The organism is Empedobacter sp. UBA5036 (genome assembly GCF_002415215.1).
Lineage (GTDB): Bacteria > Bacteroidota > Bacteroidia > Flavobacteriales > Weeksellaceae > Empedobacter > Empedobacter falsenii_B.
Genome location: NZ_DICC01000052.1, coordinates 1 through 20,636, shown reverse-complemented (window position 1 = coordinate 20,636; position 20,636 = coordinate 1). Strand labels below are relative to the sequence as shown.

Sequence of the window (20,636 nt, the reverse complement as noted above, 5' to 3'; positions counted from 1 at the left end):
TCGCAACGATGGAAAAGATTATTTTAGGGATTGATCCTGGAACAATGGTGATGGGTTTTGGTTTGATTGAAGTCAAAAATAACAAAATAAAGTTGATTACTTTAGACGAATTGTTGTTGCACAAACTTCCGAACCAGCAAACTAAATTGAAAAAGATTTTCGAAAAAACTTTAGCCATTATCGATCAATATCATCCTGATGAATTAGCCATTGAAGCGCAGTTTTTTGGCGTTAATGTTCAGTCTATGTTAAAACTTGGACGTGCACAAGGCGTTTGTATTGCGGCTTGCCTGCATCGCGATATGCCTGTGGTAGAATATGCGCCAAAAAAAATTAAGATGGCGATTACCGGAAACGGAAATGCCTCGAAAGAACAAGTTGCGGGAATGTTGCAACATTTACTTGGATTGAAAGAAATTCCGAAGCGTTTGGACGCCACAGATGGTCTTGCCGTTGCGGTTTGTCATTATCTAAATTCGGGTAAAACAACTGGAACATCAAGTTCTTATTCGAGTTGGGATGCCTTTGTAAAAAATAATCCGAATCGAACAAAATAAAATATATTTGTAGTAGAATTAGCAACCTAATTCGTAAAACATAAAACACATCAAATGAAAAAATATTTAATCGCTGCCTCAGTTTGTGCAACAGTTTTCTCTTCAGTGTTATTTTCTTGTAAAGATTCGACAGGAAAAAACAATACTGCAATCACTGAAATTGTTTCGAAAATTGAACAAAATAAATACAAAATTGGCGACAAAATCGATATTCCTTTAACTAATTTGGATGGAATTACGAAAGTTGTAGTTTCGGTGGATGGACAAGAAGTTCCTGCTGATTTTACGATTAACGGAAAAACAATTGGATTAGGAAACCATACGGTTAATTTGAAATTCTTCAAAGGAGAAGAAGAAACAAATTCGCGCGATTTTACGTTTGTGGTTTATGCAAATGAGCCGGCTGCACAATGGAATTATGAAATTGTAGGAACTTATCCACATAATCCAGATTATTTTACGCAAGGTTTTTATTTCAAAAACGGAAATATTTTCGAAGGAACTGGACTTCGCGGAGGAAAAACACGTTTGATTGAATATAAATTGGGGGCAACTGAACCTACAAAATTATATCAAATTAAAGACGATGTTTTTGGAGAAGGAATTACAGAACTGAATGGTTTTATTTATCAATTAACATGGCAAGATCGTGTCATTTATAAATATGATTTGAACTTTAATCAAGTTGAAAAATTTGATATGCCAGCTCAAATTATCGAAGGCTGGGGAATTACTACAATTGGTAAAGAATTGGCTATTACAGAAGGTTCTCAACGTATTCATTTTTTCGACGAGAATTTTAATTATTTAAGAACTGTTCAAGCTTTTGACAGTCAACAACCATATAGTTATTTGAATGAAATTGAATACCACGATGGTTTAATTTATGCAAATGTTTACCTAAAATCTGGACACGCAGATAACAGTAATATCGTGGTAATAGATCCGCAAACTGGCGCTGTAAAAGCTGAGTTTAATTTTGCTGAATTGAAAGGAAAACAAGGAAATCCACAAGCGCAAGAATTGAACGGAATCGCTTTCAAAGACAACGGAAATATGTTAGTTACTGGAAAGCTTTGGGACAAAATCTTTGAAGTGAAGATTAAGAAATAATTTCCTTAACACATAAAAAAGCAAAAAGCTCGACCTGCAAAATCGAGCTTTTCTTTTCAAAAATCATCTAAAAAATTATAAGTAAAAATTTATGGTTACGAAAGATCTATAACCAAAATTGATCTTTCCAATCTGTGTTAGTTAAAAGTGAATTAAATTGTTCTTTAATTACTTTTAACTTTTTTTGTGTTGCATTTTTCTCAAATTCAGGAAACATTTGTTTCTCCTCAAATCTGATATGCAAATCCAATTCTTCTTCGATATAAATCAAACTTTTCATCGGATTTTTTGCATCTATTTTAAACAAGCGTCTCAAACGTCTATGTTCTTTCAATGCTCTTTTTACCAAGTAATGATCTTCATCTAAAAGCGAAAACAAGTAATTTTCTTCTATCTCAAATTTTTTGAATAACACTTTTTCCCCATACCAATTTACATAATCAACAATTCGTTGAATATCGACTCCTTTATCTATTCCAGCACGAATATTCCAACAAAAAAATAATGTTTTATGATGCCTTTCGCACGCTTCATTTAGATTTACTGTTACAGTATAACTCATCTGAGAAGCAGTTGTTTGAGGAAGTTCTATTAATAGGTTCATTGTTGTAATTTTTTAATTCGGATAATCGGATATTTTTATCTTATTTTTAATCAAATTTTTTTAATGCTTAAGAAAAGCAATTCCTTTCTCTAGATCATCAATCAAATTAAACATCGATGTCTTTTCTAGCATTCCTCGCAAATCATTACGAATTGCAAAAACACGGCTATGTAAAGCACAAGGTTTATTAGCATCGCATTCTACTAAACCTAAAATGCAACTGTGATAAAGACCATCTCCATCAATCGCTTTGATGATATTCACTAATTTGATATCTTCTAAATGCGCTGCATCCATTTGGAAACCTCCCATTTTTCCTTTGACAGATGAAATCACATTTGCTTTAACTAATTGTTGAAGAATTTTGGCTGTGTAAGCTTCTGGAGAATTAATCGAATTTGCAATTTGTTTTAAATTGACTCTCTTTCCTTCTACAGATTCTTGTGCAATAAACACACAAGCCTTAATTCCATATTCGCACGCTTTAGAAAACATTAATTTCTTTTATTCATTATAAATTATGAAACAAATATACAACTAATTTTAATTCGGACAAATTTATCTTATTAAATTTTTAAAAATAAAAAAACCACTCAAAAATGAGTGGTTTAATATTATCTGAAAAGAAAATTTCTTAATCTTCGTCTTCGTCTTGATCAGCATCCTTAACAGCGTTACGAGAAGTACGAATAGCTACTACTACTGCGTTATCTGGATGAGCAAATGTGTAGTTATCATTTTTCAATGTTTCTACATACATTTTGTGACCAATTCTCATTGGAGTGATATCGATTTCGATTTCGTCTGGTAAGTTTGCTGGAATAGCACGAACTTTTAATTTACGCATGTTGAAACGTAAAACCCCACCAGCTACTAAACCACGAGCACGTCCTACTAAACGAACTGGAACTTCCATAGTTACTGGTTTGTCCTCGTTTAATTGGTAAAAATCTACGTGTAAGATTTTATCCGTTACTGGGTGAAATTGGATGTCTTGTAAAATTGCTTGAATTTTAGCTCCATCAGCTAACTCGATAGTTGCTGTATGAGCATCTGGAGTGTAAACTAATGATTTGAATGCTTTTTCATCAGCTGAAAAGTGGATAGGCTCTCCAGAACCGTAAACCACACAAGGTACTTGTTCAGCATTACGTAGGTTACGTGTAGCCACTTTACCTAAGTCTTCTCTTTTTACACCTTGAATTGTAATTGACTTCATAATAATATGTATATAATAAAAATAATTTAATATTTAGTTAAACCACTAGATAACAAAACGTTGACTAATAGATTTGTTGCTATGTACTAGATGCATAACATCAGCAAAAAGCGGAGCGCAAGATAATACTTTTATTTTAGATACGGAAGTATTTTTTAATGGAATACTATCAGTTATAGCAATTTCCGTTAATAGAGAGTTATCAAGACGCTCATAAGCTGGTCCAGATAAAACTCCATGCGTTGCAATCGCACGAACAGATTTTGCTCCTTTTTCCATAATCAATTCAGCCGCCTTTGCAAGTGTACCCGCTGTATCAATCATGTCATCCACTAAAATAACATTTTTACCTTCAACCTCACCGATTAACATCATGCTATCAACTTGGTTTGCAACTTTACGTTCTTTGTGACAAATTACGATATCTGCATTAAGGTATTTAGCATATGTATTTGCACGTTTAGCACCTCCCATGTCTGGAGAAGCAATACAAATATTATCTAAGCCTAAACCTTTAATGTATTCAACAAAAATTGTTGAAGCAAATAAATGATCAACAGGAACTTCAAAAAATCCTTGAATTTGATCAGCGTGTAAATCCATAGTCATTACACGAGTTGCTCCAGCTGTCATTAACATTTTTGCAACTAATTTTGCTCCAATTGGCACACGTGGAGCATCCTTACGATCTTGACGAGCAAAACCAAAATAAGGAATAACAACTGTAATACTTTTAGCAGATGCGCGTTTTGCTGCATCACACATTAAAAGTAATTCCATTAAATTGTCTGTTGGTTGCATTGTAGAACCAATTAAGAAAACGCGAGCTCCGCGAATTGGCTGTTCAAAAGCGGGTACAAATTCTCCGTCGCTAAATTCTACAATTTTAGATTTACCAAGTTCTTGACCATATTGATCGGCAATTTTTTGTGCTAATTCTAATGATCCTCTGGTCGAAAAAAGAAATGCTGATTGTTCCATTGTTTGTTTTGGGAAATATTTATGCAAAAATAATTTAAATGATTTAAAAATGATATAAGAAAATCAAAAATTAATTTCGGCACAATTATTGAATATTTTTTAAACAAGTTAAAATAATCATAAAGACATAATCATGACTTTCGTTAGTTATAGTGTTTTTTAACAGTTTTTGATTGATTCGTTTTTAAGTATTTATATAAATTTGCAATTAAATATATCCTCATGAAAAAGATTTCATACCTATTAAGTGTAATTGGATTAGGAATTTTTGCTCACGCGCAAGAAACTACTGAAACAATTAACAACGATTACAACAAATGGTCTATCGAGGCCAATGGAGGTGCGGTAAAAGCAAGAAAAGCATTCGCTCCAGGTTATTATTCAGAAACACCAAGTTTTTTCCATGCTGATTTTGGTGTACGTTATATGTTCAATCCAAAATTTGGTTTAAAATTAGATGGTGGATATGATCGTATCAAAGAAGGCGAAGATGTAGCTCGTTTCCGTTCTAATTATTACCGTGTAGATTTACAAGGGGTTGCGAACTTAGGACGAATCATGAATTTTGAAACATGGACAAATAGAATTGGATTATTAGCTCATGGTGGTGCAGGTTACTCTTGGATGAATAATGATGCGACAAAAGGTGCTGATGGTAAAGTTTTCGACGACAATGATAACATGGTAAATGTTATGGTTGGTTTAACACCACAATTAAGATTAACTGATCGTGTTGTTTTAACAGGAGATGTATCTTACGTAAGAAATATTCGTCAAAATGTAACATTTGATGGCACAGCTAACACATCAGGTTCAGGATTTGGAGGTGAAATTTGGAATGCTACTTTAGGTTTAACATTTTACTTAGGTAAAAACGAAAAACATGCTGACTGGGTTTACGAACCAACTCGTTCTGACTTAGAAGATCGTATTTCTAACATCGAACAAATGTTAAAAGATACTGATGGTGATGGTGTTGCTGATTACTTAGATCAAGAACCAGATTCAGCTCCAGGTGCTGTTGTTGACACTCACGGTGTTACAATTGACCACAATGGAAACGGAATTCCAGATAATATTGAAGAATATATCAAACAAAATGCAGGAGGAAACACAACTATCGTTAACGATGCTGATTTCTTAGAGCAAATGATTAACTCTGGTATTATCAACGTTTACTTTGATTACAATTCTGATAAACCATACCAACAATCTGTAGGAGGTATCAAATTTGTATCTGAGTACTTAAAAGCTAAGCCAAATGCTCAAATTGACATTTTAGGTTACGCTGACCCAGTTGGAAGTGATTCTTACAACAAAAATTTATCTCGTAGAAGAGCAGAAAATGTAAAAGCTATTTTAGTTAGTCAAGGAGCAAATGCTTCTCAATTAACTACAGTTGGTGAAGGTGAAGATAAAGAATTCAAAAATTCTCAAGTTTCTTCTCATCAATTAGCAAGAAGAGTTGTTTTCAGAGTAAAATAATTCTCTCTTAATTTAAGATATTAATCAGGGATAGATTTTTCCATTTTTTGGAGTCTCTATTCCTGATTTTTTTATTATATTTATCACCACTTAAATTACTAAAATATTGAATCCTTTTAACCAACACTTTAATGCTCCTAGATGGGTAGTATTAGTGCTAGACATACTTATAGTTTTCTTTAGCTATGTAATAACCAATTTTATACTTAATAGTTTTCTAAATTCTTTTAGTTTAGAAAAATTATTATTTAAATTACCATTTGTTGTAGCAGCATATACTATATGTTTTTTGTATTTTAAAACATATAAAGGAATTGTAAAAAAAACGGGGTTAAAAGATGCTGAAAATGTATTTGTATCTAATACTACGGCTTTTCTGATTCTTTTCTTCATCTCTTTTATCTATAGACAATTCATTGAATCTAATCTTTCGGAGAACACTCCTGTTTCATATGTTTTCAGAATGTCTTACTCTGTTATCTTTGTCCATTTATTTATTTCAACAGTAATAATGGTTATTGCCAGATTATATTATAAATGGATTTATAATTATTTTTTCTCAAAAAATAAGGAACAACAAAAAATATTAATTTACGGTGCAGGAGATTCAGGATTAATTACTCGAGATATTTTACAAAATGATACTCAGTTTAATTATAAAGTTGTAGGTTTTATTGATGATAAACCTTCTAAAATTGGAACATTTATAGATGGTGTTAAAATTTATTCTATAAATGATATTGATAATAAATTCATTGAACGAAATGATATTTCAGAAATTATTATTTCTATTCAAAATATTAAAACGAATCAATTATTAAATCTATCCAAATCATTAGAAGATTTGAATGTAAACATAAAAATAATTCCACCTATTTCTAATTGGATTGATGGTACATACAAGCCTGCTCAAATCAAACAATTAAAAATTGAAGATTTATTAGGTCGTGAATCAATTAAGTTGAAAAACCCTATTATTAATGAAAATGTACAAGGTAAGGTAATACTTGTTACTGGTGCTGCAGGTTCTATAGGAAGTGAAATTTCAAGGCAACTTGCTATGATGGATTTTGCTCAACTAATTTTGATTGATCAGGCAGAATCGGCTCTATATGATGTTCAACAGTCTTTAAAAAATGAAATTTCTGAAGAAAAACAAAATAGAATAGATTATATCGTTTCGAGTGTAAGAGATCGAAAACGAATGTTAAGCCTTTTTGATAAATATCATCCGCAAATTATTTTTCATGCAGCTGCATATAAACATGTTCCTTTAATGGAAAGATTTCCATATGAAGCAATTAATACAAATATTTATGGAACAAAAATTATTGCTGATTTAGCGAATGAATTTGGTGCCGAAAAATTTGTTATGGTTTCAACAGATAAAGCGGTTAATCCGACTAACGTGATGGGCGCAACCAAACGTGTGGCAGAAATTTATGTAAATTGTACAAATGAAAAATCTAAAACAAATTATATTGTTACTCGATTTGGCAATGTCTTAGGATCTAATGGTTCTGTAATACCTTTATTCAAACGTCAATTAGAAAACGGAGGTCCTTTGACAGTAACACATCCCGATATTACACGTTTTTTCATGACTATTCCAGAGGCCTGCCAATTAGTATTAGAAGCGGCTATTATGGGAAAAGGTGGTGAGATTTTTGTATTCGACATGGGCGAATCAATGAAAATTATTGATCTTGCTAAAAGGATGATTAGATTAAGTGGCTTTAAATATCCTGAAGAAATTGATATAAAAATTGTAGGTTTGCGTCCAGGTGAAAAAATCTATGAAGAGTTATTGGCTAATGATGAAAATACAGTAAAGACCCATCATGAAAAAATAATGATAGCAAAAGTTAATACAAACAAATGTCAAGACAATAAAAAACTAATTGAAGAACTATGCTTAATGTCTTCAACCATAGAAAAACATGAGCAAGTCATGCATTTAGTGGCTAAAATAAAAGAGATTGTACCAGAATTTAAATCTCAAAACTCAGAATTTGAAAAACTTGATAACTTAATTTATGAAAAATAAAATTTTTAATCTTTTAATTGTAATAGTTATACTCACTATTTCTTCTTGTGCATCAAAAAAAGAATTAGTCTACTTTCAAGGAGATCAACAATCTACTACGAAATACGAAGAATATATTCCTAAAATTCAATCTTCTGATATGCTAGCAATCAGTGTAAGTGCTGCTGATATAAAAGCTACAGAACCTTTTAATCAACAAAGTGTTTATCAAGTAAATTCTGGGGTGCAAAATAATCCTTATGCGAAGGTTTATACTGTTGATGAAAATGGTTATATCAACTATCCGTTAATTGGTAATGTGAAAGTAGGTGGATTAACTAGAACAGAAGCTGAAAATGAATTAAAAGCAAAAATCTCAAAATATATCGTTAATCCTGGGGTAAATATTAATTTTACAAATTTTAGAATTAGCGTTTTAGGAGAAGTTGCTAAACCTGGTAATTTTACAATTCCAAGCGAAAGAGTAAGTATACTTGATGCTTTAGGTATGGCTGGTGATTTAACTATTAATGGTGTTAGAAATAATATTATGGTTATTCGTGAACAAAATGGACAAAAACAAACATATAACGTCGATTTAACATCCAAAGAAATACTAAACTCTCCTGTTTATTATTTAGCCCAAAATGATGTTATTTATGTAGAACCAAATAATGCTAAAATTTCATCATCTAAATTTACACCAAACTATTCATTATGGATATCTGTTGCTGGTGTTATAATATCTGTAATTGCTGTTATTTCTAAATAAAAATGAGTACAAATAAAAATAACCTAGAAGACCAATACTTCGATGAGTCTGAAGAAACGATTAATATCAGACAAATTTTAGAACAATATCTTTATTACTGGAAATGGTTTGTATTTGGAGTTATTATTTCTTTAACCTTAGCCTTTTTATATGTTAAATATACTCAGAAACAATATCAAGTTTCAGCTAAAATATTATTAAATGAGAAAGAATCTGCAACAGGTGAATTAGCTGGTTTAATGGATCAAGCTATGCTTGGAGGGGGATCTTCAACAAATGCTGAAGTTGGTGATCAAATTGATGTTTTAAAATCAAAACGACTAATTACTAAGGTTGTAGAAGAAAATAATTTAAATATTCAATATTTTAGTAAAGGTCGTGTAGCTGAAGTTGAATTAACTCAAGAGAAATCTCCTATTAAAATTATTTTTCTAAACGAAGCTGATAAAACCAATGAAGATTTAGAAGCTAAATTTATTGTTCAAATAAAATCTACAACAAAATTTATTTTAACAAACAAAACAACTTCTACAGAAAAGGAATATTCTTTTGGACAAAAAATAAATGATAAGATTGGAAGTTTTGTTATCAGTCCTAATAAAAACTTAGCTAAATCAATTGATAATGAATATCTGATTGTTTTAAATTCTATTGATAAGACTGTAGATAATTACCAAAAGAAACTTGCTATAGATCCTAACAGTGAAAAAAGTTCTAAAATTATTAACTTCTCATTAGTAGGTCCTGTTCCTGAGATTTCTAAAAAAGTAATTAATGATTTAATTATTAATTACAACAAAGATATTGTAGGCGATAACCATAAATTAACTGAAGCTACATCTAAGTTTATTGATTCAAGGTTAGCTATTGTTAGTGGCGATTTAGATGGTGTTGACAAACAATTAGAACAATATAAACAAAGTAATAATATTACAGATGTTACCTCTGAAGCAAATATTTTTTTAGAGAGTGCTGCTGATAATGAAAAGAAATTATTAGATGCTTCTACACAACTACAATTAGTTGAATATATGAATGGAGCTCTTAATACGTCTCGTACAGATTTACTTCCTTCAAATATTGGTTTAGAAGATAAATCTATTTCATCAGAAATATCTTCATACAACGAACTAGTCCTAGCTAAAGAAGATATGTTAAAATCTGTAACAAATGAACATCCAAATGTTATTAAATTACAAGAGCAAATAAATGATGTAAAAAGAAACCTGAAGAATAGTTTAAAATTATATAGAAATAACACACAAACTATTTTAAATACAATACAAGGAAAGCAAAATCAAATTGCTGGAAAAATTAAAAAAGTACCTAGTCAAGAGCGTGGTTTTAGAGATATATCTCGCCAACAACAAATTGTAGAGGCTTTATATTTATTCTTACTTCAGAAAAGAGAAGAAAATGAAATAAAAGCTGCTGCAACACCAGAAAATATTAAAGTAATTGATTATGCTTATGGTATAAAAGAACCTGTTTCCCCTAAAAAAAGTATTATATTTTTAGGAGCGCTTATTGTAGGTCTTATAATACCTTTTATAATAATTTATATATACAAATTATTAAATAATACAGTTAATTCAAAAGAAGATGTAGAAAATGCCGTAGGAGCACCTATCGCAGGACAAGTACCGAAAAGTAATATTTCTATCTTAGAAAATAATGACAATTCAAGTGCTGCTGAAGCATTCCGTATTTTAAGAACGAATGTAAACTTCTTATTAAAAAACTCAACAGATCCTCAATGTATTTATATTACATCTACAACTAGTGGAGAAGGTAAATCGTTTATATCAAGTAACCTTGCTCAGATTTTAACAATGTCTGGAAAATCTGTCTTATTAATTGGTGCTGATATTCGTAGTCCAAAAGTATTAGATTATTTAGGTATCACAGATCAATATATTAGCAAATATGGTGTGACTGAATATTTAATCTCTAAAGATATATCAATTGATGATATCATTATTAATAAGCCTGCTCATTATAAATTTGATGTCATTTACTCTGGTCAGATTGCTCCGAATCCATCTGAATTATTGATGAATGGTCGCTTCGAAGATGTTATCAAATACGGAAAAGAACATTATGATTATGTAATAGTTGATACAGCGCCTGTAAGTTTAGTGACAGATACGTTATTAATTTCTGATAATGCTGATATTACAATGTATGTTGTTCGTGCTAATTATTTAGACAAACGTATGTTAGCTATACCAAGAGATCTTTATAGAGAAGATAGGCTTAAAAATATGGCTATGGTTATTAATGATGTTGACTTTACAAAAGGTTATGGCTATGGTTATGGTTACGGCTATGGTTATGGAGAGAATTTCAGTAACGGAGGATTCTTTAAGAAGCTATTCAAAAGAAAATAATGTAAAAAACCTGAAGTTTAACTTCAGGTTTTTTTGTATTGTAAAAATATGTAAAACTATTTTCCTTCCTTTTCCAATCTCTCTAATGCTTTTTCGTGAGCAGATTTTACATCATTTTTAATCTTTTTATCTTGTGTAGATTTTCTAATCTTTTCTGCATGATAAGCCAAATCATCCAAAGTCATTTTATAACTCACATAAAACCCGCGATTATATCTTGAATATGAAGCTAATCCCCAACCAGCAATTAATTGATTCTTAATTTTTTTGGTTTGATATTCGTTCAAATAACGTTGAAGTTTTGGAGAAATTTCTTCTTTCGCAATTGATTTTACAGAACCATTCATTCGGCTAAACCAATATTTATTATCCAATTTTATATACGATTTTGCACCTAAAATGCTTTTAAAAGCAAGATCCCCAAGCAGTAAAACCTTCTCAAATTCCGATTTTTCATTGGTCATATAATCCCAATACATTTCAGAAGTCATTCCAACCATCGGACTTTTATCTATTGTTGCTTCATACAAATCTTTACCATTTTGATAAGCTGCAGCAACATTTTTAAATTCAATTCCAAAATCATCACAAGCCTTCTGATAACCTGTAAAAGAACCCGAATATTTCTCGAAATTATCTATAAAAACTCTATAAATACAATAATGTGAAATATCAATCAAAACTTTTTTAGAATCATCTAAAAAACCGTTTATCAACTGTATCGGAAAGTTATAATATTCGTAGGAACTCATAATTGTTTGATTTTCTTAAATGTGGTGTTAATTCATCGACTAAGATAAGATAGTTTTTATTATTCTTAAAATGATAAGTATCAAAAAACTTCAAAATTTAATAGGTTAGATTTTTAAAGCGGTAAAACTTCAATTCCTAATTTCTTCCTAAATCTTCTTTGTCCTTTGCTTCAAAATAATAAACAAATGAAGTTTTTCTTAACAATATTGACAACAATTTTCATTACAATTTTCATTACAATTTCAACTAACGCCCAGACAAAAAATGATTCAATCATCACGATTCAATCACAACAAAAAACATTAAAACCTAAAGTTGATCATGCAGAACCATTGTATACAGATTTGATGCGCGATCTGGGAGCAAGAAAAGGAGAAGCTGAGATAAATGTAGGGGTTGGAGTTGCCTCGAAAAAAGGATATAATGAATATAATGGTTTTATTGAGTATGAATGGGCTGTTGCAGATCGTTTGGGATTAGAGGTTGAAGTACCTTTTTCTTTTAATCACAAAAGCGCTGATAGCGATGGTTCTATTTATGTTCCAAACAATAAAATTGAAGGTTTAAAATTAGCTACTCAATATACTTTTTTGGTGAATGAAAAACGAAAAATATCTTTGGCAGTAGCTTATGTTCATGAATTTGAATTCAATAATTTCAAAAAAATAGGACATCAAGGCTCTGTATTTACGGGTATGAAAATGAATCCTGTTTTTATTGGAGCTAAAAACTTTAATAGTTTTAATACATTAATCTATACAGGACCTATTTTCGAACATCATTATAAAGAGCAAAAATTAGATGTTGGAGCAACTATAAACGCAAGTATGATGTATGTTTTACCAAATTCGAAAAACTTTATTGGACTTGAAAATAATATGGATATTGACCGCAATGGATTTCATTATACTTTGAGACCTCAAATTAGATTGGCTATTCAACACAATTTAATGATTGGTTTGGTTACTGGAATTCCTATCAGCAAACATACCGGAACCAACCTTGATGTGATGACACGAATTATTTGGGAACCATAATCTTCTTAATAAAAAACCTCCTTTAAAATTTTTAAAGGAGGTTTGTGGAGCTGGCGGGACTTTCAACAACTCTCTATTTTAAATAAATTATACAGTTAAATTTAAAAAAAACGGATGATTTAACGGATGAAAATAGCTTAATTAACTAAAATCTCACCAATATATCTGCCAACATTCTCCTTTTGAAAATATACGTGGTTCTTGTTAAAATCCTCAATACTTAAAGTGTCCTTCCAATTCACATCTAAATATGATGTATTGGAAACTATATAGGAATCCAACTCAATATTCGCTTTTTGAACTTGCGGTTGAATCTTATCTTTTAGTACTTTATAGAATTGAATTTTTGGATCATTTATTCCTTTTGAATTACGTATTCCTTTAGGATCAATGAACTTAATGATTTGTTTATCACCTTCAACAATCCATACTATAAAATCCGGATAGAAATTATTACCATCTGTAAAGAAACCTAAGCCTTTTTTGCTTTGATTTCTAAGAACATGTATATCCTTACCTTCTAAAGAAGCTGGTTTTGTTCCAACATATGTAATAAGGTCATCTAAAAATTGTTTTTCCGAAGCATCTAAAGGAATTGGACTTACTTGCAATTTCTCCTTATAACCTTTTCCTACATATACTAACGGCTTGTACAAGTGTAATAGATTATCAAATGCATCTATCTCAGATCCAATTTGAACATTTGTAAATGCAGGTTCTACTACATCCAGTTTTAATTGCTCTATCTTGTTTTGATAATCTTCAATTTCTTCCTCTGTATTCAACCTAAAGTCATATTCTAAAACAAAGTTATCATCTGATCCTGTTAATTGAATTGCTTCTACGTGGTCTGAGCTAAACTCATTTTTATAGAATAAATAAAACTGCTCAATGTATTTTTTCAGCAATGTTATGACTAATTCTTGCCAAATGAATGTATTTGAAAACTGTGAGAAATTGACTTTATGCTCTGGTATTAATAATTTATACCAAGACACTTGATGCATAATATCTTGTAATTGCTCTAACTCAATTTTCAAATTATGATATCCTTTATCTGCTTTAAAATTATGAAGTTCTAAATAAACAGAATTCCAATTGATTATCGAAAGATGGGAATCATTCAAAATCGCTTCATTCTTAGTGATTGCAACTCCAGAGTTATTCTTCTCCAACACATCAATTTTAGGATACCAATCTAATTCAACCAACTTCCCATTAAAAATTGAAGCATTATAGATTAAAGGCACAATTACTTTTTGTTTAAAATTTTCAGAATCTTTAACCGCAATCAGTTTTAATTTGTTTTGCTGAACAATCTCCTTTTGAATCGTCGGTACTTTAATCGTTATCCAAGATGAATCATTAATTGGTAGACCTTCTTCTTCCAGAAACTCCTTGAACTTCTCCATATAATCAGCTTTTACACCAAAAATCTGAAGCGTTTCTAAGTGTCTTAGATATTTTTTTAAGATTTTGATATTATTAGGCTTTTGGTATTCATCTAATCCTGTAGAACGTTTTAAGGAAAAATTATATCCTTTTAAACGAACTCCACGTCCGAATAATTGAATAATTTGTGAACCTTCACTTTTCCCTACATTCATCAATCCCATAGACGAAACACGCCAAGACGACCAACCTTCTGAGAATTTTTTAGAACCGATTAATAAATTTATTGATGATGATTCTTCATTAATCATTTTAAATAAAGAATCGGAAAAATCACGTTCAGTACCCAAAACTTTATTGTTAATGGCTAAATCATGTAATTTCTTTTCATCTCCTACATTAATAACTCCAAAATAATCATTATCACCAACACGTAGCCCTAGCTCTCCATCAGCGCCTTTTAAATTATCTAAATATAAATTGGCGCCAATCGTGGTATTATTAAATACCAATTCGTTGATTAAATTGAAAACCGTATTGGCATCTAACTTTTGCTCATTGATATAAGTAAACGAATGTTCAAAAATTGAATAGCCTTTACTGTTTACTAAACCAGCTTTATTATTGATTACAGCATCTATATTTTGAATCGAAACAGATGGGTTCTTTAAGAAATCTGTCAAGAAATAGATGATTTCTAAAACATCTGAAACTTCTTTACCTCCTTCTTTACGAACCGCATTTACTTTACCTCCTACAAAGATCCACAAAGGTTTATGTAATAAAAAATCCCTTAACTCACTTTTCTTTTCTTTATATAACAATTGTTGCTGAAAGAAAGAAACTAAATTTGCAGTAAGATATAATTGCTGATAGTCAGTATTATCTTCTTTTAAATTCAGAATACGATAATCTTTACCATAACCATCTTCATAAAAGTATTTGTACGAATAATCGAATAGAATACTCTTTGCATATTCTTGTGTAAACTCCGTTTTTTTTGCTCCAGAAGCTGCATTAATTGCTTGACCAAATGTTGCGGAATATTCAAAAGCAAAACCTGTTAAACTCAATTGATCACGAAAACGCTTCCAAGAATCACCAGACATTCCACCATGACCTTCGTCAATCAACACTAAATTGTCTGTTTCGAAACTTTCAACGGCTACGGTTTTATCACCGCTATTTTCAGCTAATTTAGTAATTTCAAGAATTTCAACTTGCTTACCAGAGAACATTCCAGAATCATTTTTAGAAAAATTATTAGCGCGTATATCTGATAATTTGAATTCCTCTAAGTGTTGTTTTGTTAATCCTTCGTTTGGCGTTATTAACAACACTTTATTTTGGTGATGCTGGTTGTAATGATTCGCATAATGCAAATATTGCTTGATGTTGATGTGCATCAACAAGGTTTTTCCGGAACCTGTTGCATTCCAAAATGCCAGCTTATTTAAGCTTTCTAAAGTAAAAGGTTGCGCTACAAAAGTATCTTTACCTTTTTTCTTACCCACCTTCGCTTCTGCTTGTTTCAAATTAAATTCATTTACAAATTCATTTAAATCAGCCAAAAGTTTTACTTTATTCTGAAAGTACTTATCCAAATACACTTCGGTAAATAAAAGCGATAGATATTGGAAGTATTTCCAAGTAATCAGTTCGCTTCTCTTTTCAGAAATTTGTTTCGTATATCTTACAATATTCTCATCATACGTTTGCAACATCGTAGCTGTCAGGTACTCCGAGTTGTACATATGACTAATCAACGACTGCAAATATTTTGTATTTCCTTCTTCGGTATAACCTTCGTTGGAAGAAAGTTTGAGATCGGTAAAAATTTCTACACCATTTTTACCTATAATTTTTTTCCCAATGCTATCAATCCCGAAAAGAGATAGCATATATTTATTGAGTACCAGTTTTTCGTGGAAGTTTGCCATATCTTTTAATATTCAATATGAACATCTTCTGTAAACATTTTATCTACATTTACTAAACCAATGATAAACTTATTAAATTCTGTATTCTTTGTATTTGCAAATAATACTCCACGAGCAGTTCCCATAGTAATCATAGCCAAATGCTTTGTCAAACTACAAGGCAATACAACACCATCAGCTTGTACTAATTTTTCTTGAAACTTTTGAGGCTCTATCTCAAAATAACAAGCAATTTCTAATTTAATTAATGGTTGATTTTGTTTGTGCAATACAAATTCCATAGATACTACAACAATTCTGCTTTCAGCATCTATTCCAAAACCAAAACCAATTTGTTGTTGGATAGGTTCTTCTAAAACCAATGTTTCTTCGAAAACCGAAAATTGATTTTCTTCTACCTTAACAATTTTAAACGGTATCGGTAATTCTTTTTTATTCATATCAATTAAGCTGTTAAGGATTCATACTTATGCTCATAAACCCTATCATCGCTCATTGTAATTGCAGGCTTTAAGGATTTGATTGTGTTTAAAATTGCATAATCTTCTGAAAAAGAAACTTTCACATCTTCTCTTTTATTTGTTGAAGATTTTGTAACCACATCAATCAATTCTACACCTAAAACTTCCCCAAGTAACACCAAAGTTTCTAAAGTAAAATTTTCGTTTCCTTTTACCCATTTGTTTACTTGTTGTGGCTTTACCCCTATTTTTTCAGCTAATTCTTTTTGTTTCCAGTTTAACTCGTCTAAACGAACTAAAATAGTTAGGGCTATTCTTTTAGAAAGTCTTGTATATTTTCTACGCTCAGAGCGAGCTTTTGTTCTTTCAACTGTCTTTGTTTCTGCGTTTGAAACTAAAGTCAAAAATTTTTCTTTGTTGGTCATTTTAATTTTCATTTAAAAATTCAAAAAATGAGTCGTCGTCAAAAATCCCATTTTCATTAAGATAGGCTTTTACGTTTTCTAACTTTTGTAATTCGAAACTTGTGTGTGTTCGATCTTCCATCAAATGGTGCAATGGTAATTTTATTGCTCCACCTGTTATTACAAAAGTATCATCGTCTATTCTAACAGCGTAAATTCTAAGGTAGTCTTCTCTACCTTTTTGTAAAGACAAAACTTTTAGTTGATATTCTTGGTTATGTAATGGCTTGAAAAATTGTGATAGTGTCTTGTCTGATGTTTCGGTAATTTCTAATAACGTATCCTCGATAGCATAGGCGTCCTCTATAATATCTTCTGCAATATCCTTTATATTTTTTCCTTTCGGAATATCAGCTATATTCTCCTTTAAAAAATCATAAATATATGCAGCATCGTCCCACAAATCCATCAAACGATCGTATTCATTATACGTCTCATTTTGATAGTGAAGTGCGAACAATCTGTTTGCAAATATATTAACTATTTCCATAAAATCAACTTATAAGTTTATTTTTAGTAAAACTTTACAATTCCGAAATATTAAACATTTGCTTAAAGAAGGTTTCTTCTATCAATTTTACTTTGAATGTATCTTCACCTGTTCGCATATTATCAAAATGGTGATCACCATTGATGTAGATTTGGTCGAACTCTGAAGAGCGTACGCTATCATATATTTTACGGAAACGCTTCTCCGTTTCTTCGTTGGATGTGGTTTCTAGATTACGCCAAATGATTAAGGTTTTTACACCTTCTCTCGTTTTACCTTCTACAAATTTGATGTCGCCTACTCGTTGTATACGCTCTACATATAAACCTATTAAATAATTGAAGGTTTCTACCAAATCTACTTTTGTTGGAACCAACTCGTTGTTTTCAGTTACTTTTAGTTGATAGTTGAATGGATTCCGGAACATCTGAATATTAAACAAATGATCTTGTGTTTCTACATCCAACATATAGTTTAAAAGATACTCTTCTTGCGCTTCCTCTGAAAATTGGAATAAACCATCTTGCACCTTTGAAGCTATGAACAGATTATTTAATGCATCTTCGTAGCTTTCTAGTACTTGGTATTTGAATAGTTGAGAGATACCCTCTTTGTCTTGTGGCTGACCGTTTTTCCAATTGTCAGTGTAAATCACTTTCTGAATGCGTGGTTTGGTAACAGTATTAAAATACGTACCCATTTCTACCAAAATATATTTGCGATTACCACCATCTTCACGATTGAGTTTAATGGTTGCGTGACCTGTTGTTCCTGAACCTGAAAAGTAATCTAAGTACATAGAGCTGGGATTATCAGAAATGGAATCTAAAGAATCTTTTACTGCATAAATACTTTTTGGAAATGAAAAATCTCGACTTCCCATTCCAAAAATATCATTTAACAATTCTGTACCATGCGTGCTACTATCCATTAGATTTCCAACCCAAACAGATTTCCTCATTTTAGCTTTCCCATCTTGATGATAATGAATATGATACTTTCCTTTAATTATTTTAGCCCAAACTGTATCATTAGCCTCAATCTCTACCCTATCTCTACCGTAATACCACCTCCTCTGTATGCCATCATCATCTATTGGATAAATAACAATAGTATTCTGATTATCATGTATTGGTATTTCTTCATCAACATCTAAAGACCTATGAACAGAAACTATTCTTAATGTTTCTTTGTCTACCTCAATTCCATAAAATTGCTTTGGAACGTCTGTACGTAATGAGTCTGTTCCTGTTCTTCTGAGGTTACGTCTGATATCATCTGAAATTTCTCTTTTCTTAGTAATCAAATCTTTGCCTTCGGGTATAGCCCACAAACCATATTCATGAGTGATTGCGAAATTACTTTTTACCCTGCCCCTATGATTATATTCAATAATAGTTGGTCTAATAGTATAATTACTATAAGTAGCTTTCAATATTAGAGATAAGTTATCGACCTCGCATTCATCTATTGTTGTACATGTTATTGCATTTTCACTTAATAAAGATTTCGCTAAAGAAACTCTATTCTCTATCAATGAACACCAAGAAGAATCCTTGAATTCATTTTTATATACTATTTCAGTTGCGTTTGTGTTATATGGCGGGTCAATATAAATACCATTTATTTTGTCTTGATACTTCTCCTGCATCAAATTCAACGCTTGGAAATTTTCTGAATTGATTAATAAACCGTTGGTTTCTTCGTCCAAATTGTCAAACTCAGCTAATAATCTATCTTTGAATTCTTCAGGGAAAAACTTGGTATCTACAACTAAGAAGGGTTCGTTTTTTAGCGCTTCGACTCCGCTCAGCGTGAAACTAAATAATTCTTTCCATTCCGTAAGCTGTGTTTCATTGGAAGCTATTTCAGGATAATATTTCGCTGGGATACGGTCTAAGGTAATACAGTAGTTGGTACTGATGACAAACTTTTTCTTTAGCCATAATTTCTTTTGGAAATTTTCGATTTGTGCTAAGAAGTTGATGATCTTTGATGCTACCAATTTCAAGGCTTTTATCTTCGATAACTGCGCTGTGAAATAGGCAGGATTTTCTGTATTGATATCGTCAATGTATAAGACTTCGTTTTTGATGTAGAAGTCCAGCTCACGCGATAAAAAACCACCTAAATCTTTATGAATAAAGTAATCAAAACTGTTGCGCGAAATAAAATCATTAAGATGCTTTTCTACCAACGTACGATTTTTGTTTTTCTCCGTGGGCGCTTTATCAAAAGCTAATACAAACTCAGCAGGAATATTATTTTGAATAATATCTAAAGCTTGTTTTGCTAGTTCGTCTTGCTTGACCGTTTTCTTATGTTGTTGGTAGGTAAAATTGATAAATAATTCACCGTCTACTACTTCAAACGGTTGCTCCTCAAATATTGCAAAACGACGTTCCGAATCACCTTGCGTTTTGTTATTGTTTTGCTCGGTAGAAGCTTCTTTAAGTTGGAAATATACTTTTTTACCATCACTTAATTTAAAGGCATAATTCTTTAAATATTCAGATGTTTTGATGTAATATTGGTCGTGGTTAGCCCAATGCAATTTCACTTCTTCACCTTCATAAGGAATAGCATACACATCTTTCTTGTATCGACGTAAGGAAATAAAATCACCGTCTTTGTAATAACGTTTGAAAAAACTTGCCAAATGCGAAAACACTTCTTGTTCTAAAGCATTGGTATCAATTGTATTTTCTAATTGGGCTTTTAGTGCTAGATATTTTGGTGCTGATTCACGAGCAACGCCAGCATCATCCAAAGATTTTCCCATTTGATCTAAGTCTGCTTGTATACTTGCAGAATCTTTGGATTGGGTTTGTGATAAGATATCTTTGATGTCTTTGGGTAATTTACGATCAACAAAGTCCATTACTTGATCGCGTTTTTGATTCATAATGCGGTAGATTCCAAAATCTAAATCCGCCAGCTCCACAAACATAA

Annotated in this window: 17 protein-coding genes; 7 read left to right on the top strand and 10 right to left on the bottom strand. The window is 31.2% G+C overall.

Features of this window, described 5'->3' with window-relative positions:
* The first annotated feature begins 8 nt into the window (after positions 1-8).
* On the top strand, positions 9-557 hold the full coding sequence (ruvC, locus tag B4J88_RS09300; protein ID WP_038336282.1) for a crossover junction endodeoxyribonuclease RuvC: 549 nt from the start codon (positions 9-11) through the stop codon (positions 555-557).
* Positions 558-611: 54 nt separating this feature from the next.
* Positions 612-1,670 (top strand): glutaminyl-peptide cyclotransferase, encoded by a 1,059-nt coding sequence (locus B4J88_RS09295; RefSeq protein WP_291067407.1) that lies wholly within the window; start codon positions 612-614, stop codon positions 1,668-1,670.
* Between the two features lie 106 nt (positions 1,671-1,776).
* Here B4J88_RS09295 and B4J88_RS09290 read toward each other — a convergent pair whose 3' ends face one another.
* The 4 genes from B4J88_RS09290 to B4J88_RS09275 form a co-directional block, all read right to left on the bottom strand.
* Positions 1,777-2,274: a hemerythrin domain-containing protein gene (locus B4J88_RS09290; RefSeq protein ID WP_221854727.1), complete on the bottom strand. Its 498-nt coding sequence runs from the start codon at positions 2,272-2,274 to the stop codon at positions 1,777-1,779.
* A 60-nt stretch (positions 2,275-2,334) separates the two neighbouring features.
* Complete coding sequence (locus tag B4J88_RS09285; protein ID WP_038336279.1) at positions 2,335-2,769, bottom strand: RrF2 family transcriptional regulator; 435 nt, start codon at positions 2,767-2,769, stop codon at positions 2,335-2,337.
* A gap of 139 nt (positions 2,770-2,908) precedes the next feature.
* Positions 2,909-3,493 (bottom strand): 50S ribosomal protein L25/general stress protein Ctc, encoded by a 585-nt coding sequence (locus B4J88_RS09280; protein WP_038336278.1) that lies wholly within the window; start codon positions 3,491-3,493, stop codon positions 2,909-2,911.
* A 45-nt stretch (positions 3,494-3,538) separates the two neighbouring features.
* Positions 3,539-4,474, bottom strand: a complete 936-nt coding sequence (locus B4J88_RS09275) for a ribose-phosphate pyrophosphokinase (RefSeq protein WP_038336277.1) — start codon at positions 4,472-4,474, stop codon at positions 3,539-3,541.
* Between the two features lie 222 nt (positions 4,475-4,696).
* Between B4J88_RS09275 and B4J88_RS09270 the strand changes: the two genes are divergently transcribed.
* From B4J88_RS09270 to B4J88_RS09255, 4 genes are all read left to right on the top strand, one after another.
* On the top strand, positions 4,697-5,959 hold the full coding sequence (locus B4J88_RS09270) for an OmpA family protein (protein WP_291067405.1): 1,263 nt from the start codon (positions 4,697-4,699) through the stop codon (positions 5,957-5,959).
* A gap of 106 nt (positions 5,960-6,065) precedes the next feature.
* Positions 6,066-8,006: a polysaccharide biosynthesis protein gene (locus tag B4J88_RS09265; RefSeq protein ID WP_291067403.1), complete on the top strand. Its 1,941-nt coding sequence runs from the start codon at positions 6,066-6,068 to the stop codon at positions 8,004-8,006.
* The gene (locus B4J88_RS09260; protein WP_125348880.1) at positions 7,996-8,757 is read left to right on the top strand and encodes a polysaccharide biosynthesis/export family protein; all 762 of its coding nucleotides are present in this window, start codon (positions 7,996-7,998) and stop codon (positions 8,755-8,757) included. Before B4J88_RS09265 ends, B4J88_RS09260 begins: the two co-directional genes overlap by 11 nt.
* 2 nt (positions 8,758-8,759) lie before the next feature.
* Complete coding sequence (locus B4J88_RS09255) at positions 8,760-11,147, top strand: GumC family protein (protein ID WP_291067401.1); 2,388 nt, start codon at positions 8,760-8,762, stop codon at positions 11,145-11,147.
* 56 nt (positions 11,148-11,203) lie between these two features.
* Here B4J88_RS09255 and B4J88_RS09250 read toward each other — a convergent pair whose 3' ends face one another.
* On the bottom strand, positions 11,204-11,899 hold the full coding sequence (locus B4J88_RS09250) for a hypothetical protein (RefSeq protein WP_291067399.1): 696 nt from the start codon (positions 11,897-11,899) through the stop codon (positions 11,204-11,206).
* Positions 11,900-12,085: 186 nt separating this feature from the next.
* Between B4J88_RS09250 and B4J88_RS09245 the strand changes: the two genes are divergently transcribed.
* Positions 12,086-12,937 carry an HAEPLYID family protein gene (locus tag B4J88_RS09245; protein WP_125348877.1) on the top strand — a complete coding sequence of 284 codons (852 nt, stop codon included), beginning with the start codon at positions 12,086-12,088 and terminating at the stop codon, positions 12,935-12,937.
* Positions 12,938-13,074: 137 nt separating this feature from the next.
* Here the strand turns inward: B4J88_RS09245 and B4J88_RS09240 are convergent, their stop codons facing one another.
* From B4J88_RS09240 to B4J88_RS09220, 5 genes are all read right to left on the bottom strand, one after another.
* Positions 13,075-16,269, bottom strand: a complete 3,195-nt coding sequence (locus B4J88_RS09240) for a DEAD/DEAH box helicase family protein (RefSeq protein ID WP_291067396.1) — start codon at positions 16,267-16,269, stop codon at positions 13,075-13,077.
* 5 nt (positions 16,270-16,274) lie between these two features.
* A complete protein-coding gene (locus B4J88_RS09235; RefSeq protein ID WP_286474575.1) occupies positions 16,275-16,709 on the bottom strand; it encodes a hypothetical protein in 435 nt (144 codons plus the stop codon).
* A 5-nt stretch (positions 16,710-16,714) separates the two neighbouring features.
* On the bottom strand, positions 16,715-17,155 hold the full coding sequence (locus tag B4J88_RS09230; protein ID WP_286474573.1) for a helix-turn-helix transcriptional regulator: 441 nt from the start codon (positions 17,153-17,155) through the stop codon (positions 16,715-16,717).
* Position 17,156: 1 nt separating this feature from the next.
* A complete protein-coding gene (locus B4J88_RS09225) occupies positions 17,157-17,684 on the bottom strand; it encodes a hypothetical protein (protein WP_286474569.1) in 528 nt (175 codons plus the stop codon).
* Positions 17,685-17,718: 34 nt separating this feature from the next.
* A partial coding sequence (locus tag B4J88_RS09220) for a DNA methyltransferase (RefSeq protein WP_291067393.1) occupies positions 17,719-20,636 on the bottom strand: 2,918 nt, incomplete at its 5' end.

Coding starts and splice junctions, on each gene's coding strand:
- ruvC (WP_038336282.1), top strand. CDS start 9: ATGGAAAAGATTATTTTAGGGATTGATCCTGGAACAATGGTGATGGGT.
- B4J88_RS09295 (WP_291067407.1), top strand. CDS start 612: ATGAAAAAATATTTAATCGCTGCCTCAGTTTGTGCAACAGTTTTCTCT.
- B4J88_RS09290 (WP_221854727.1), bottom strand. CDS start 2,274: ATGAACCTATTAATAGAACTTCCTCAAACAACTGCTTCTCAGATGAGT.
- B4J88_RS09285 (WP_038336279.1), bottom strand. CDS start 2,769: ATGTTTTCTAAAGCGTGCGAATATGGAATTAAGGCTTGTGTGTTTATT.
- B4J88_RS09280 (WP_038336278.1), bottom strand. CDS start 3,493: ATGAAGTCAATTACAATTCAAGGTGTAAAAAGAGAAGACTTAGGTAAA.
- B4J88_RS09275 (WP_038336277.1), bottom strand. CDS start 4,474: ATGGAACAATCAGCATTTCTTTTTTCGACCAGAGGATCATTAGAATTA.
- B4J88_RS09270 (WP_291067405.1), top strand. CDS start 4,697: ATGAAAAAGATTTCATACCTATTAAGTGTAATTGGATTAGGAATTTTT.
- B4J88_RS09260 (WP_125348880.1), top strand. CDS start 7,996: ATGAAAAATAAAATTTTTAATCTTTTAATTGTAATAGTTATACTCACT.
- B4J88_RS09255 (WP_291067401.1), top strand. CDS start 8,760: ATGAGTACAAATAAAAATAACCTAGAAGACCAATACTTCGATGAGTCT.
- B4J88_RS09250 (WP_291067399.1), bottom strand. CDS start 11,899: ATGAGTTCCTACGAATATTATAACTTTCCGATACAGTTGATAAACGGT.
- B4J88_RS09245 (WP_125348877.1), top strand. CDS start 12,086: ATGAAGTTTTTCTTAACAATATTGACAACAATTTTCATTACAATTTTC.
- B4J88_RS09240 (WP_291067396.1), bottom strand. CDS start 16,269: ATGGCAAACTTCCACGAAAAACTGGTACTCAATAAATATATGCTATCT.
- B4J88_RS09235 (WP_286474575.1), bottom strand. CDS start 16,709: ATGAATAAAAAAGAATTACCGATACCGTTTAAAATTGTTAAGGTAGAA.
- B4J88_RS09230 (WP_286474573.1), bottom strand. CDS start 17,155: ATGACCAACAAAGAAAAATTTTTGACTTTAGTTTCAAACGCAGAAACA.
- B4J88_RS09225 (WP_286474569.1), bottom strand. CDS start 17,684: ATGGAAATAGTTAATATATTTGCAAACAGATTGTTCGCACTTCACTAT.